Genomic DNA, 13,371 nt, shown 5'->3' on the forward strand with positions numbered 1-13,371 from the left:
GCGGAAAAAATGGCAGCAACTCTTGGCGGTGTGCCCGAGTGGCCAAAGGGAGCAGACTGTAAATCTGCCGGCTCAGCCTACCCAGGTTCGAACCCTGGCGCCGCCACGCGAGTGGAACCCCCGTTCATCTGTGGAATCACGATGAGCGGGGGTTCTTTCGTTCCCCGGAGGCCAGCTCCACGACCGTGCACCGGACACCGGCGGGACGCTTCTCGAACATTGCTCCGGTCAGATGAAGTACTCACCTGACTGGGCCACAGCCCCGGCCCTGCCACCGCCACGGCGAGGTCCTGGCCAGGTCGGATGGGTGGCGCGTGACGCACGCACCCCTCCCATCGCATCCCGCGGCAGCCCTCGGCGCCGGCGGGTAAGGAAGCCATGAACCTGAACCATCAGACGGCGACGATTCAACGGCCCCGGGGGCGTTCCCGGGTTCTGCTCGCCTCCATCGCCGCCGCGGCGGCCCTCACCGGCCAGTTGATCGCACTGGCCCCGGCCGCATCCGCGGACGGGCCCAAGCCGGCGGGTCACCAGAACGCGAAGCCCGTCGACGGCAAGCACACGCTGTCGGAGCACGACAAGCACAAGAAGCACGCCCCCCTGGCCCTCCACGGCCTGCGGCAGTTCACCTCGGACAACACGTTCACCCCGCCGCCGGGCGTCACGTCGGTGTTCGTCCAGGCATGGGGTGCCGGCGGTGGCGGCGGCGGTGGCGGCGGGTCCGCGCGCAACAACAACAACGGCGGCGGCAACCCCAACAACCCGAACGCCGGGGCCGAGGGCAGCGCGGACGCGGACGGTGCCGCCGCGCGCACCAACACCGGTGGCCACGGCGGTGGCGGCGGTGGCGGCGGCTTCACCTGGTGCGTCATCCCGGTCACCCCCCTGACCGACTACGGAGTGGACGTCGGCACCGGAGGCGCCAACGGCCTCGGCGGCGCGCCGGGCGCCAACGGCACCGCCGGCACCGCGGGCACCACCACGTCGCTGACCGTGGCGTCGACCAACACCGTGCTCCTCACCGCCACCGGTGGCACCGGCGGCGGGGGCGGGGGCGCCGCGGACCGCGGTCCCGGCGAACCCGGCACGCCCGGCCTGGGCGGCAGCGGATCCTGCTCCTCGGGCGGCGTCAACCACGCCGGTGACCCGGGCAACGACGACGGCACCGGCGGCGGCACCGCCGACGGCATCGTCGAGCTCCCGGCGGGCGCGGCCTTCGGCGGCGACGGCGGCCGCGGCGGCGGCACCAACCGGGCCATCGGCAACTCCGGCTCCCGTGGCAAGGACGGCGGCGACGGCTACGTAGTCATCTACTGGTAGTCGCACCTCCTCCCGCACTGCCGCACCACAGCACGGACCGGAAGCCCGTCCGCCCGCGACCACGGACGGACGGGCTTCCCGCAGTCACCCGTCGACGCCCCGCCCCGGCCGCAACGTCGGCGGCTCACGTTCGTTCACCAGGGGTGAAATGGACATCTGACACGCGCGGGAAGGTCGGCGGCGGGGTTCTCATGGCCCTGCTCGGCGCAGGGATTCCGGCTCTGGTGGGAGCGGCCCTCCACACCGACGTGGGGGAGCCCTACCAGGAGACCCGGCTGTACTTCGGCACCCAGCGGGCCGACGGCCGCGACCCGGTCGAGGAACGCGAGTTCATGCGGTTCCTGGACCTGGAAATCACCCCCGCCTTCCCCGAAGGACTGACCCTCCACGACGGGTACGGCCAATGGCGCGGCCAGGACGGCAAGACCGTCCGCGAGACCTCGTACGAGGTGGTCCTGCTCTACCCGGAGAAGGAGGCCGAGGAGCGCAGCACCCGCATCGAGCGGATCCGGCAGGCATACGAGGACCGGTACCAGCAGGACTCCGTCGGCCGGTCCGACGACAAGGTCAGCGCCGGATTCTGACCAGCAGGGCCGCAGGGCCGCAGGGCCGCAGGGCCTCCGGGGCGCCCGACCGCCGGACCGGCCGGGCACCGGCCTCAGTTGCCGGCCACGTCCTTCACGGCCACCTGCACCGGCACCGAACCGGAGACCAGCTCCAGGGTCAGGCCCGCCGTCGCCGGAGTCTCGATCAGCTCGGCCAGCACCGCCGCCACATCGTCGCGCGGGACGGACCCGCGGCCCGTCCGCGCCTCCAGACGGACCGCGCCCGTCCCGGCGTCGTCGATCAGCGCACCGGGACGCAGGACGGTCCACTCCAGGCCCAGCCTGGTCCGTACGTGGTCATCGGCCTCACCTTTGGCCCGCAGGTAGGCGTCGAAGACCTCCTCACCCCCGTGGTGCGCGTTCGCGCCCATCGAAGAGACCATCAGGAAGCGCCGTACGCGCGCCCGTTCGGCGGCATCGGCGAACAGCACCGCCGCGCCCCGGTCCACGGTGTCCTTGCGCCCGATCCCGCTCCCCGGGCCCGCACCGGCCGCGAACACCGCCACGTCCGCGCCCTGCAGAATCCCCGCCACATGCTCCACCGAGGCCGATTCCAGATCGCACAGCACCGGCTCGGCACCCGCCTGCCTCAGGTCGTCGCCCTGGGCCGGGTCACGGACGATGCCCGCGACCTCGTACCCGCGCGCGGCGAGCAGGCGCTCCAGCCGCAGCGCGATCTGACCGTGTCCACCCGCGATGACGATGCGCATGACCCGACCGTACGACGAGCCGGGCTCCGACGCCCGCGAGCGGACCGCGGACTTCAGGGCCCCGCCTCCGTACGGCCCTGCCGGGGCAGGTCCAGAGCCACCGCGACGGCGGAGTCGCAGTACTCCCGTACGGCACTCGTACGGGCTACCACGCGCCCGCGGTGGATCACGATCCGGCTGTAGGCGAGGGACAGCACGCCCGCGATCCGGTCCCCGCGTACGGCGAGCAGCTCCGCCGGGAAACCGGCCTCCACCCGGACCTCCGGCAGCCCCATGGCCTCGCGGGCGCAGCCGCTGACGGATTCGTACGCCTCGGCAGCCCGGAGCCCTCCCTGGGAGGCCAGCAGGTACGCGGCCTCCAGCGGATCACCGCGGCCGACCGGGTTCCCGGCGTCCCGCAGCGCCCCGCTGCCGGCCGCGACGCGCACACCGGCGGTCCGCAGCAGCCGGACGGGGGCGGTGCGCAGGCCGCGGCGTTCCAGAGCCGCGCAGTCGCCCTGGGGCAGGCAGGTGACCCGTACGCCGGCCGCGGCCAGCTGGTCGGCGGCGCGGGCGGCCGCGTCCATCGGGAGCCGGGACAGCCCTCCGCAGGGGCCGATGGTCACGCCGGGGCGCAGCCCGCCGGCCATCGCCGCGAGCCGCGCCAGGCGGCCCGGGTCGTCACCGTCCGTGTGGAGATCCACGGGGCAGCCGTGCTCGGCGGCGAGTTCCAGTACGGCTTCGAGGAAGCCCGTCGGGTCCGGGTCCAGGTCCGGGCAGCCGCCGATCACGGAGGCGCCCATCTTGACCGCGTCCCGCATCATGGCGAGCCCGTCCGCGCCGGCCACCCCGGTCAGCAGCCGGGGTACGGCCACGGCCGTGAGATCGGCGAGCCCGCGCAGGGAGCGGCGGGCCTGGAGCACCGCCTCCATGGGGCCGAGGCCGTGCACGTCGCCGATGCGGACGTGGGAGCGGACCGCGGTGGCGCCGTGACCGAGCTGGAGCAGAGCGGATTCGGTGGCCCGGCGCTGGACCTCGTCGGGGGCGTAGGAGACGGGCCCGTCGGCGTCCGCGGTCAGCGCGGTGTCCCCGTGGGCGTGCGGCTCGGCGGGGGCGGGGAGCAGCAGGTAGCCGGTCAGGTCCACCCGGGCCTGCGCGGGGGAGGGGAGGGTACCCGCGGTGCCGACGGCCTGGATCCGGCCGCCACCGAGGCGGACGTCGACGGTACGGCCGTCGGTGAGGCGCGCCCCGGTGAGCAGCAGGGTGGTGGCCTCGGCTGCGGCCGCGTTGCCGTTTCCGCCGCGGGGCGGTTGGAACGGCTGCTGCGGCTGGCTGTCGGACATCGCGCTCCTGCGGTGGCTCGGGCGGGTCCTGGAGCCGTGGCCCGTGGCCCAAGATCACGCAGCGTGCTCAGAGCCTAGGGCGCAGCGCACGCCGCTTCGCGGAAGAGCGCAATAGTCGTACCGGTGTGGTGCCACGCGCCGGAGCGCCCGCGTGCGCGCCCCGACGGGCTTCAGTGCTCCGACCGGCGGTCGCACAGGTGTGAGCCCGCCCACAAACCACCCGAGAAGTGGGGCGGAAGTGATCGGCGGGTTGATCGAGAGCGGCGCGTGAACCCCGTCGGAGCCCAGCCCCCGCAAAGGATTTGGGCGATCGGCAGGCAACCGTGTAATGTCTTCCTCGCTCGCCCCAATAGCTCAGTCGGTAGAGCGTCTCCATGGTAAGGAGAAGGTCTGCGGTTCGATTCCGCATTGGGGCTCTGGTGAGAGAGGTTCCCCACCCTCGGGTGGGGAGCTGATCACATCAAAGCGGCGTAGCTCAGTCGGTAGAGCAAGCGGCTCATAATCGCTGTGTCACCGGTTCAAGTCCGGTCGCCGCTACACACAGTAGCCGATTGCGGGGTCGGTCTCCCGATCGGCTACTCTTTTATGCGTTCATCCGTCCCATAGTCCGTCAAGGAGCACTCACGTGGCTGCCACCGACGTCCGCCCGAAGATCACGCTGGCCTGCGTGGAGTGCAAGGAGCGGAACTACATCACCAAGAAGAACCGGCGTAACAACCCGGACCGTCTTGAGATGAAGAAGCACTGCCCGCGCTGCAACTCGCACACCGCGCACCGCGAGACCCGCTGACCCCAGCGAAGTCTCGAACAACAGGCACCGTCATGAGGTCGTCCCCTTCATTGGGGGCGGCCTTGTGTCGTTTCCGTGCCCGTTTCTGTCTTTGTCCTCGCGTCATTTCGTGTCCCTTCAACAGGAGGTAGTGAGTCATGGCTCTCGACCAGTCCTTCGTGGGGCGGAGCTACCCGCCCACCGATCCGTACGAGGTCGGCCGGGAGAAGATCCGCGAATTCGCGGCTGCGGTGGGTGACACCAATCCCGTTTACAGCGATCCCGAAGCCGCTAAGGCGTACGGCTACCCCGATGTGATCGCTCCGCCGACTTTCGTGTTCGCGATCACCTTCAAGGCCGCCGGCCAGGTCATTGAAGACCCGCAGCTGGGACTCGACTACAGCCGCGTCGTGCACGGTGACCAGAAGTTCGCGTACGCGCGCCCGGTGCGAGCCGGTGACCGGCTGTCGGTGGTCTCCACCATCGAGGCCGTGAAGTCGCTCGCGGGCAATGACGTCATCGACATCCGCGGCGAGGTCCACGACGAGACAGGCGAGCACGTCGTGACGGCGTGGACGAAGCTCGTCTCCCGCGCCCCCGAGGAGGCCTGACCATGGCAGCGCAGATCCAGTACGCCGACGTCGAGGTCGGCACCGAGCTGCCGGCGGCGTCCTTCCCCGTGACGCGCGCGACGCTCGTCCAGTACGCGGGCGCCTCGGGCGACTTCAACCCGATCCACTGGAACGAGAAGTTCGCCAAGGAGGTCGGACTGCCGGACGTGATCGCGCACGGCATGTTCACCATGGCCGAGGCGATCCGCGTGGTCACCGACTGGGTCGGCGACCCGGGTGCGGTGGTCGAGTACGGCGTGCGCTTCACCCGGCCGGTCGTGGTCCCCAACGACGACCAGGGCGGGCTGATCGAGGTCACGGCGAAGGTCGCCGCGAAGCTGGACGACAACCGCGTCCGGGTCGACCTGACGGCCATGAGCGCGGGCCAGAAGGTCCTGGGCATGTCCCGAGCGGTGGTCGAACTGGCCTGAGCCGCCGAGGCGAGGCGGGCGGGGCGGGGGCACCTGGACGGTGCCTTCGCCCCGCCTTTTCGCTGGGCGGGGGCGGGGCGGCGGGGGCTGCGAGGGCCGGGGCCGTGAGGTGGGGCGGTGGCTTCGGGTGGGCGGGAGCCGCCGGGGCGGTGGTGGGTGATGCGGGTGGGGTTTCCCGGCAGTCCCATCGTCCCTCCGGGGCGGGCCGGTCCCTCAAGGGCGCTCCTCCTACGTCGTCGCGTCGCTACGCGATGGCCTTCGGCCACCCTTGACCGACCGACCCGCCCCGGAGAAACGAAAGACTGCCGGGAAGCCCCCAGAAGAACGGGCCGGACCATCAGGACAGGGACGGGGCGGTCGACGATGCCCGGCCTGGTCGGGCGCCGGGACGACCGAGAGACGGGCCCGTCCAGACCCGGGACCGGGGGTGGTGCCGGGGAGGCGCACCAGATCGCTACGCGCTTCTCATGGCTCGGCGTCCGACGACCGTCTTGGGCTGGGCATAGGCCGCCCACGAGCCCCACGCGCTTCTCGCCGACCGCGTCCGACGACCGTCTGGGGTTGGACATAGGCCGCCCACGGGGCGAGAGACTTCGCGTCGACCGCGTCCGACGACCGTTTGAGACCGGGCCTCCGGTGGGCCGCCCCCGATGTCGGTGCCACGCTCGACCCGCGTCCGACGATCGTCCGGAGCCGGGCACACCGAGCGGATCCCGCCCCCCGAAGCCTCCGCCCCACCCCCGCCCCGTCCCGTCCCTTGACATGGTTAGTGATTGAGCAATAACTTTGTCTCATGGTCAGGATGAGCGCAGATGAGCGGCGTGAGAGCGTCATTCGGGCGGCGATGCACGAGTTCGCGCGTGGGGGTTACCACGGGACCTCCACCGAGGCGATCGCCAAGCGGGTGGGCGTCTCGCAGCCGTACCTCTTCCGGCTCTTCCCCAACAAGCAGGCGATCTTTCTGGCCGCGTCCGAGCGCTGCCTGAAGGACACGCGCGAGCTCTTCGTCACCGCCGTCGACGGACTGCACGGCGAGGAGGCCCAGCAGGCCATCGCCAACGCGTACACCCGCCTGATCACCGAAGACCCCGACAAGCTCCAGATGCAGCTCCAGATGTACGTCGCGGTGGCGGCGGCCGAGGCGGCCGGTGACCACGAGTTCGGCGAGGTCGTCCGGGCCGGGTGGATGGAGCTGTGGGACACCGCCCACCTGCCGCTGGGGGCGGACCAGGGTGAGACCACGACCTTCATGGCCTACGGGATGCTGATCAATGTCCTGGCCGCCATGGGGTTCCCGCTGGACCACCGGGTCTGGGAGGGGTTCTATCCCTCGGCCCGTGCCACGGGCCGCCTGGAGAAGTAGCAGGGGTCGCGCGATCCGTTCGCGCGCTCTCGTATGGCCAAGAAAGTTAGTCATCAATAACTAACGAACCGCAGGGGGAAAACGTGCAGACGCAAGACACCAAGCTCCGCGGGCCCGCCGTCTGGGCCCTCGTCCTCACCGGCGTGGCCAGCTTCATGGCCGCACTCGACAACCTGGTCGTCACCACCGCCCTCCCCGCCATCCGCGAGGACCTCGGCGGCAAGCTGGAGGACCTGGAGTGGACGGTGAACGCGTACACGCTCACCTTCGCCGTCCTCCTCATGTTCGGTGCCGCCCTCGGGGACCGCTTCGGCCGCCGCCGGCTCTTCATCGCCGGCCTCGCGGTCTTCACCGGCGCCTCGGCCGCGGCCGCCCTCTCGCCCGGCATCGACGCGCTCATCGCCGCCCGCGCCGTGCAGGGCGTCGGCGCGGCGATCATGATGCCGCTCACCCTCACCCTGCTCACCGCCGCCGTCCCGGCCGCCCGCCGGGGCGTGGCCCTCGGGATCTACGGCGCCGTCACCGGCCTCGCCGTCGCCAGCGGCCCCCTCATCGGCGGCAGCCTCACCGAGCACATCTCCTGGCAGTGGATCTTCTGGCTCAACGTGCCCATAGGCCTCGCCCTGATCCCGCTCGCCCGCCTGCGCCTCGCCGAGTCCACCGCCCCCGGCGCGCGCCTCGACATCCCCGGCACCCTGCTCATCAGCGGCGGGCTCTTCGGCATCGTCTACGCCCTGGTCAACGCCAACTCCGAGGGCTGGACCAGCGCCACCGTCCTCACCGGCCTGATCGTCGGCGCCGCGCTCGTCGGCGGCTTCATCCACCACGGCTTCAACAACGCCAACCCCATGCTCCCCATGCGGCTCTTCCGTGACCGTGGCTTCCTCGGGATCAACCTCGCCAGCCTGCTGATGTTCCTCGGCATGTTCGGCTCGATCTTCCTGCTCAGCCAGTTCCTCCAGGGCGTCGCCGGCTACTCGCCCACCGAGGCCGGCCTGCGCATGCTCCCCTGGACCGGAATGCCGATGATCGTCGCCCCGCTGGCCGGGATCCTCTCCGACCGCATCGGCGGCCGCCCCGTCGTCGCCGCCGGGCTCGCCTTCCAGGCCCTCGGCCTCGGCTGGTTCGCGGCGATCCTGAGCGCGGACGTCTCGTACGCGGCCCAGCTCCCGCCGCTGATCCTCAGCGGGATCGGTATGGCCCTCTACTTCGCCCCCGCCGCCAACGTCCTGATGTCCACCGTCGGCCCGGCCGACCAGGGCAGGGCCTCCGGCGCCAACAACGCCCTGCGCGAGGTCGGCGGAGCCCTCGGCGTCGCGGTCCTGGCCTCGGTCTTCTCCGCCCAGGGCGGCTACGAATCCCCGCAGGCCTTCACCGACGGCACGGTCCCCGCCCTGTGGATCGGGGCCGGCGCGGTCGCCCTCGCCGCCGCCCTGGCCCTGCTCGTGCCCCGTAAGGCCAAGGCCACCCCGGTGCTCACGGGCCGGACCACCGCCGTCCCGGACAAGGTCTCCGCCGTCGGCTGAGCCGGCCCCGCCCAGGAACGCCCAGACCGCCAAGGAGTGCCCGTCATGCCCGACATCCCCTGGTCCACGCCCACCCAGGCCGCCCCCGGCGCCGAGGTCTACGTCATGGCCTCCCGCTTCGAGACCGCCACCCTCGCCGGTGCCGTCAGGTTCTTCCTCAAGGCGCCCGGCATCGTCCTCCAGATCCGCAAGGCCCCCGGAGCCCACGGCGTCGCGCTGCGCGCCCGTGTCCTGCGCCGTACCTTCCTCACCCTCTCCGCCTGGGAGGACCGCGACGCGCTCCACCGGTTCGCGCGCAGTGAGCCCCACCGCTCCAGTGCCCGCGCCGCCAGCGCGTACATGCAGGAATCGGCGTTCACGTACTGGACCGTGCGCGCCGAAGAGCTCCCCCTGAGCTGGGCCGAAGCCGAACGCCGCCTCGCCGCGCAGAAGGCGGGCCACTGACCCGGCCGGTACGGGGGACGAGTGAGTACGGTCCGTGGCCCCGCAGGGATGCGAGGGGCACGGACCGTACTCTTGTCCACGTGCAGGAACTCCACGATGCCCCCCTCGCCCCGCTGACCACCTTCCGTCTCGGTGGTCCCGCCGCCCGCCTGGTCACCGCGACCACCGACGCCGAGGTCGTCGCCACCGTGCGCGCCGCGGACGAGAGCGGCACGCCGCTCCTGGTCATCGGCGGCGGCAGCAACCTGGTCATCGGCGACCGCGGTTTCGACGGCACCGCCCTGCGCATCGCGACCACCGGTTTCGACCTGGACGGGACGCGGCTGGAGCTCGCCGCCGGCGAGAACTGGAGCGACGCCGTCGCCCGTACCGTCGAGGCCGGTCTCGCCGGCATCGAATGCCTCGCGGGAATCCCCGGATCGGCCGGCGCGACCCCGATCCAGAACGTCGGTGCGTACGGCCAGGAGGTCTGCGACACCATCACCGAGGTCGTCGCCTACGACCGCACCACAGGCGAAACGGTCACTCTGAGCGCCGCCGAGTGCGCCTTCCGGTACCGCAACAGCACCTTCAAGGACCAGCCCGACCGCTACGTCGTGCTGCGCGTGCGCTTCGCCCTGGAGGACGCCGGCGGCCTGTCCGCGCCGGTCAAGTACCCCGAGACCGCCCGCGCCCTCGGCGTCGAGGCCGGCGACCGGGTCCCCGCCGCGACCGCCCGTGAAACGGTGCTGCGGCTGCGCGCGGGCAAGGGCATGGTCCTCGACCCCGCCGACCACGACACCTGGTCGGCCGGCTCCTTCTTCCACAACCCGATCCTGACCGACGAGGCCTACGCCGCCTTCCTCGCCCGCGCACAGGACCGCCTCGGCCCCGACACGGCTCCGCCCGCCTACCCCGCCGGCGACGGCCGTACGAAGACCAGCGCGGCCTGGCTGATCGACAAGGCCGGCTTCACCAAGGGCTACGGCACCGGACCGGCGCGCATCTCCACCAAACACACCCTCGCCCTCACCAACCGCGGCGAGGCCACCACTGAGGACCTCCTCACCCTGGCCCGCGAGGTCGTCGCGGGCGTCCACGCGGCCTTCGGCGTCACCCTGGTCAACGAGCCGGTGACGGTCGGCGTCAGCATCTGAGGAGCCCCGGCCGCCCATGCTCTGTCCCCTGCACGGGGCCGGTACGGACCCCACCCGTCTCGTGGGGCGCACGCTCAGCCGAGTCGTCGCGTCCTGGCACGTCAGTGACGGCGAACGTTCCGAGGCGCCCCTCGACGTCTGGCTGATCGACAGCATCGGTGACACCATCCGGATCACCACCGGGTCCGACTGGTGCCTGATCGTCGAGTCCGCCACCCCGCACGCCGCCTACGACATGGGGGAGTGGGGCCGCATCGAGGTCGGCGAGGACCTCGGTGACCACCCCTTCCTGCGGCACCTCGGCGAGACCGTCGCCTCGGTCGCCGAGTTCGCCCTGCCCGAACAGGGCCGCACCCACCTGGAGATCGGCTTCCTGGACGGCGGGCGGGTACGCGCGGACTGCTACGAGGGGGACCTGCGGCTCACCCGGTGAGCCAGTGGTCGATCCCCGCGAGCAGCTTGGCCTGCACCTCCTCGGGCGCGGCGCTGCCGCGCACGGACTGGCGCGCCAGCTCGGCGAGCTCCGCGTCCGTGAAGGCGTGGTGAGCGCGGGCGATCTCGTACTGGGCCGCGAGCCGGGACCCGAAGAGGAGCGGGTCGTCGGCGCCCAGCGCCATGGGGACCCCGGCCTCGAAGAGGGTGCGCAGCGGGACGTCCTCGGGCCGCTCGTAGACGCCGAGGGCGACGTTGGAGGCCGGGCAGACCTCGCAGGTGATCTGCCGGTCGGCGAGCCGCTTGAGGAGCCGAGGGTCCTCGGCGGCCCGGACGCCGTGCCCGATGCGGGAGGCGTGCAGGTCGTCGAGGCAGTCGCGGACGGAGGACGGGCCGGTGAGCTCGCCGCCGTGCGGTGCAGCGAGGAGACCGCCCTCGCGGGCGATGGCGAAGGCCCGGTCGAAGTCGCGGGCCATGCCGCGGCGCTCGTCGTTGGAGAGTCCGAAGCCGACGATGCCGCGGTCGGCGTAGCGGACGGCGAGCCGGGCGAGGGTGCGGGCGTCGAGGGGGTGCTTCATGCGGTTGGCGGCGATGAGGACCCGCATGCCGAGGCCGGTCTCGCGGGAGGCGGCGTCGACGGCGTCGAGGATGATCTCGACGGCCGGGATCATCCCGCCGAGCAGCGGGGCGTACGAGGTGGGATCCACCTGGATCTCCAGCCAGCCGCTGCCGTCCTTGACGTCCTCCTCCGCGGCCTCACGGACCAGGCGCTGGATGTCCTCGGGCTCGCGCAGGCAGGAGCGGGCGGCGTCGTAGAGCCGCTGGAAGCGGAACCAGCCGCGCTCGTCGGTGGCGCGGAGCTTGGGGGGTTCGCCGGCGGTGAGGGCGTCCGGGAGCCGGACGCCGTACTTGTCGGCGAGCTCCAGCAGGGTCGATGGCCGCATCGACCCGGTGAAGTGCAGGTGGAGGTGGGCCTTGGGCAGAAGCGTGAGATCGCGTGCGTGCTCCATCTGGTGATCCTGCCGTACCGCTGCGCTCGGCGGGAGGGGGTTTTACCGATCGGGGGCTTGCGCGAACGTGTGAACGGGCGCGGATCCGCTGCGCGGGGGCCTTCCGGGCGCCGCCCGACCCCGCGCCTCAATCGCCGGCGGGGCCGGGAGAGCGGGGCTCCGCCCCGGACCCCCCGCCTCAAACTCCCCCAGCTACCGCTGGGAGGTGCCCCCTGGCGGGGCTGATCGTGCCGGCGGGGCCGGGAAATGCTTGGGCGGCGGCACCCCCGAGGGGGTGCCGCCGCCCAGGTCCGGCTGCGGGCCGCGTCAGGCCTTGGCCTCCGCGAGGAGCTTCTGGATGCGGGACACGCCCTCCACCAGGTCCTCGTCGCCCAGGGCGTAGGACAGGCGCAGGTAGCCCGGGGTGCCGAAGGCCTCGCCCGGGACGACCGCGACCTCGACCTCGTCCAGGATGAGGGCGGCGAGCTCGACGGAGCTCTGCGGGCGCTTGCCGCGGATCTCCTTGCCGATGAGCTCCTTGACCGACGGGTACGCGTAGAACGCGCCCTCGGGGGTCGGGCAGAAGACGCCGTCGATCTCGTTGAGCATCCTGACCATCGTCTGGCGACGGCGGTCGAAGGCCTTGCGCATCTCCGCGACCGCGTCGAGGTTGCCCGAGACGGCGGCCAGCGCGGCGACCTGGGCCACGTTGGAGACGTTGGAGGTGGCGTGCGACTGCAGGTTGGTCGCCGCCTTGATGACGTCCTGCGGGGCGATGACCCAGCCCACGCGCCAGCCGGTCATCGCGTACGTCTTGGCGACGCCGTTGACGATGATGCACTTGTCGCGCAGCGCCGGGACCAGGACCGGCAGCGACGTGAACTTCGCCTCGCCGTAGACCAGGTGCTCGTAGATCTCGTCCGTGAGCACCCACAGGCCGTGCTCGGCGGCCCACTCGCCGATCGCCTTCGCGTCGGCCTCGCTGTAGACCGAACCGGTCGGGTTGGACGGGGAGACGAACAGGACGACCTTGGTGCGCTCGGTGCGCGCGGCCTCCAGCTGCTCGACGGAGACGCGGTAGCCGGTGGTCTCGTCGGCGACGACCTCGACCGGGACACCGCCGGCGAGACGGATCGACTCCGGGTAGGTGGTCCAGTACGGAGCCGGGACGATGACCTCGTCACCCGGGTCCAGGATGGCCGCGAAGGCCTCGTAGATCGCCTGCTTGCCGCCGTTGGTCACCAGGACCTGCGACGCCTCGACCTCGTAGCCGGAGTCGCGCAGCGTCTTCGCGGCGATCGCGGCCTTCAGCTCGGGCAGGCCGCCGGCCGGCGTGTAGCGGTGGTACTTGGGGTTGCGGCAGGCCTCGACCGCGGCTTCGACGATGTAGTCCGGGGTCGGGAAGTCGGGCTCGCCCGCGCCGAAGCCGATCACCGGGCGCCCGGCGGCCTTGAGGGCCTTGGCCTTGGCGTCCACGGCGAGGGTGGCGGACTCGGAAATGGCGCCGATACGGGCGGACACCCGGCGCTCGGAGGAAGGCGTTGCAGAGGTCATACGGGCAATCGTCCCAGACGGCAAAGAAGCGCCGCACACCGTTTCAGTCAACGGACCGGTGCGTGCCAGGTCCGGGCGCTGTTCGACGTCAGGGCGCTGTTCACGTACACTCACCTGTCGTTGGACCTCACCAGCCGCTGCGAAGCGCGAGCACTCCGT

At 71.9% G+C, this 13,371-nt stretch carries 14 protein-coding genes and 3 tRNA genes; 13 read left to right on the forward strand and 4 right to left on the reverse strand.

Annotation, left to right across the window (positions count from 1 at the left end; genetic code table 11):
- Positions 1 to 24 precede the first annotated feature (24 nt).
- The 3 genes from DEJ51_RS19610 to DEJ51_RS19620 all read left to right on the forward strand — a co-directional run bounded on the left by DEJ51_RS19610 (position 25) and on the right by DEJ51_RS19620 (position 1,904).
- Positions 25 to 106, forward strand: a tRNA-Tyr gene (locus DEJ51_RS19610).
- 272 nt (positions 107 to 378) lie between these two features.
- Complete coding sequence (locus DEJ51_RS19615) at positions 379 to 1,320, forward strand: hypothetical protein (protein WP_223835887.1); 942 nt, start codon at positions 379 to 381, stop codon at positions 1,318 to 1,320.
- A 191-nt stretch (positions 1,321 to 1,511) separates the two neighbouring features.
- Positions 1,512 to 1,904, forward strand: coding sequence for a DUF3574 domain-containing protein (locus DEJ51_RS19620; RefSeq protein WP_150262032.1), 393 nt, complete (start codon positions 1,512 to 1,514; stop codon positions 1,902 to 1,904).
- A 74-nt stretch (positions 1,905 to 1,978) separates the two neighbouring features.
- Here DEJ51_RS19620 and DEJ51_RS19625 read toward each other — a convergent pair whose 3' ends face one another.
- Both DEJ51_RS19625 and DEJ51_RS19630 read right to left on the reverse strand, forming a co-directional pair.
- Positions 1,979 to 2,635: an SDR family oxidoreductase gene (locus DEJ51_RS19625; protein ID WP_150258753.1), complete on the reverse strand. Its 657-nt coding sequence runs from the start codon at positions 2,633 to 2,635 to the stop codon at positions 1,979 to 1,981.
- Positions 2,636 to 2,688: 53 nt separating this feature from the next.
- Complete coding sequence (locus DEJ51_RS19630; RefSeq protein ID WP_150258754.1) at positions 2,689 to 3,957, reverse strand: amidohydrolase family protein; 1,269 nt, start codon at positions 3,955 to 3,957, stop codon at positions 2,689 to 2,691.
- A 343-nt stretch (positions 3,958 to 4,300) separates the two neighbouring features.
- Here DEJ51_RS19630 and DEJ51_RS19635 point away from each other — a divergent pair.
- The 10 genes from DEJ51_RS19635 to DEJ51_RS19680 all read left to right on the forward strand — a co-directional run bounded on the left by DEJ51_RS19635 (position 4,301) and on the right by DEJ51_RS19680 (position 10,670).
- Positions 4,301 to 4,373: transfer RNA gene (locus DEJ51_RS19635), tRNA-Thr, on the forward strand.
- A 48-nt stretch (positions 4,374 to 4,421) separates the two neighbouring features.
- Positions 4,422 to 4,494 (forward strand) — tRNA-Met (locus DEJ51_RS19640).
- Between the two features lie 88 nt (positions 4,495 to 4,582).
- Positions 4,583 to 4,747, forward strand: coding sequence for a 50S ribosomal protein L33 (rpmG, locus tag DEJ51_RS19645; protein WP_003956487.1), 165 nt, complete (start codon positions 4,583 to 4,585; stop codon positions 4,745 to 4,747).
- Between the two features lie 137 nt (positions 4,748 to 4,884).
- Positions 4,885 to 5,337: a MaoC family dehydratase N-terminal domain-containing protein gene (locus DEJ51_RS19650; protein WP_150258755.1), complete on the forward strand. Its 453-nt coding sequence runs from the start codon at positions 4,885 to 4,887 to the stop codon at positions 5,335 to 5,337.
- A gap of 2 nt (positions 5,338 to 5,339) precedes the next feature.
- Complete coding sequence (locus tag DEJ51_RS19655) at positions 5,340 to 5,768, forward strand: MaoC family dehydratase (RefSeq protein ID WP_030758157.1); 429 nt, start codon at positions 5,340 to 5,342, stop codon at positions 5,766 to 5,768.
- Between the two features lie 793 nt (positions 5,769 to 6,561).
- Entirely contained in the window at positions 6,562 to 7,131 is a 570-nt protein-coding gene (locus DEJ51_RS19660) for a TetR/AcrR family transcriptional regulator (RefSeq protein ID WP_150258756.1), read from the forward strand.
- Between the two features lie 83 nt (positions 7,132 to 7,214).
- The gene (locus tag DEJ51_RS19665; RefSeq protein ID WP_150258757.1) at positions 7,215 to 8,657 is read left to right on the forward strand and encodes a DHA2 family efflux MFS transporter permease subunit; all 1,443 of its coding nucleotides are present in this window, start codon (positions 7,215 to 7,217) and stop codon (positions 8,655 to 8,657) included.
- A gap of 45 nt (positions 8,658 to 8,702) precedes the next feature.
- On the forward strand, positions 8,703 to 9,101 hold the full coding sequence (locus tag DEJ51_RS19670; protein ID WP_150258758.1) for a DUF3291 domain-containing protein: 399 nt from the start codon (positions 8,703 to 8,705) through the stop codon (positions 9,099 to 9,101).
- On the forward strand, positions 9,098 to 10,237 hold the full coding sequence (locus DEJ51_RS19675) for a UDP-N-acetylmuramate dehydrogenase (protein ID WP_263411737.1): 1,140 nt from the start codon (positions 9,098 to 9,100) through the stop codon (positions 10,235 to 10,237). Before DEJ51_RS19670 ends, DEJ51_RS19675 begins: the two co-directional genes overlap by 4 nt.
- 16 nt (positions 10,238 to 10,253) lie before the next feature.
- Positions 10,254 to 10,670 (forward strand): hypothetical protein, encoded by a 417-nt coding sequence (locus DEJ51_RS19680; protein ID WP_150258760.1) that lies wholly within the window; start codon positions 10,254 to 10,256, stop codon positions 10,668 to 10,670.
- Here DEJ51_RS19680 and DEJ51_RS19685 read toward each other — a convergent pair.
- On the reverse strand, positions 10,660 to 11,679 hold the full coding sequence (locus tag DEJ51_RS19685) for an adenosine deaminase (RefSeq protein WP_150258761.1): 1,020 nt from the start codon (positions 11,677 to 11,679) through the stop codon (positions 10,660 to 10,662). The two genes, DEJ51_RS19680 and DEJ51_RS19685, sit on opposite strands and share 11 nt — an antisense overlap.
- A 306-nt stretch (positions 11,680 to 11,985) precedes the next feature.
- Positions 11,986 to 13,212 carry a pyridoxal phosphate-dependent aminotransferase gene (locus tag DEJ51_RS19690; RefSeq protein ID WP_150258762.1) on the reverse strand — a complete coding sequence of 409 codons (1,227 nt, stop codon included), beginning with the start codon at positions 13,210 to 13,212 and terminating at the stop codon, positions 11,986 to 11,988.
- Positions 13,213 to 13,371: the final 159 nt, after the last annotated feature.

Origin of the sequence: Streptomyces venezuelae (assembly GCF_008642275.1) — a bacterium.
In the GTDB taxonomy this organism is placed as follows: domain Bacteria; phylum Actinomycetota; class Actinomycetes; order Streptomycetales; family Streptomycetaceae; genus Streptomyces; species Streptomyces venezuelae_E.

Excerpts from the sequence above, each read along its gene's own strand:
- DEJ51_RS19615 (WP_223835887.1), top strand. The coding sequence starts at position 379 with ATGAACCTGAACCATCAGACGGCGACGATTCAACGGCCCCGGGGGCGT.
- DEJ51_RS19620 (WP_150262032.1), top strand. The coding sequence starts at position 1,512 with ATGGCCCTGCTCGGCGCAGGGATTCCGGCTCTGGTGGGAGCGGCCCTC.
- DEJ51_RS19625 (WP_150258753.1), bottom strand. The coding sequence starts at position 2,635 with ATGCGCATCGTCATCGCGGGTGGACACGGTCAGATCGCGCTGCGGCTG.
- DEJ51_RS19630 (WP_150258754.1), bottom strand. The coding sequence starts at position 3,957 with ATGTCCGACAGCCAGCCGCAGCAGCCGTTCCAACCGCCCCGCGGCGGA.
- DEJ51_RS19650 (WP_150258755.1), top strand. The coding sequence starts at position 4,885 with ATGGCTCTCGACCAGTCCTTCGTGGGGCGGAGCTACCCGCCCACCGAT.
- DEJ51_RS19655 (WP_030758157.1), top strand. The coding sequence starts at position 5,340 with ATGGCAGCGCAGATCCAGTACGCCGACGTCGAGGTCGGCACCGAGCTG.
- DEJ51_RS19660 (WP_150258756.1), top strand. The coding sequence starts at position 6,562 with ATGGTCAGGATGAGCGCAGATGAGCGGCGTGAGAGCGTCATTCGGGCG.
- DEJ51_RS19670 (WP_150258758.1), top strand. The coding sequence starts at position 8,703 with ATGCCCGACATCCCCTGGTCCACGCCCACCCAGGCCGCCCCCGGCGCC.
- DEJ51_RS19680 (WP_150258760.1), top strand. The coding sequence starts at position 10,254 with ATGCTCTGTCCCCTGCACGGGGCCGGTACGGACCCCACCCGTCTCGTG.
- DEJ51_RS19685 (WP_150258761.1), bottom strand. The coding sequence starts at position 11,679 with ATGGAGCACGCACGCGATCTCACGCTTCTGCCCAAGGCCCACCTCCAC.
- DEJ51_RS19690 (WP_150258762.1), bottom strand. The coding sequence starts at position 13,212 with ATGACCTCTGCAACGCCTTCCTCCGAGCGCCGGGTGTCCGCCCGTATC.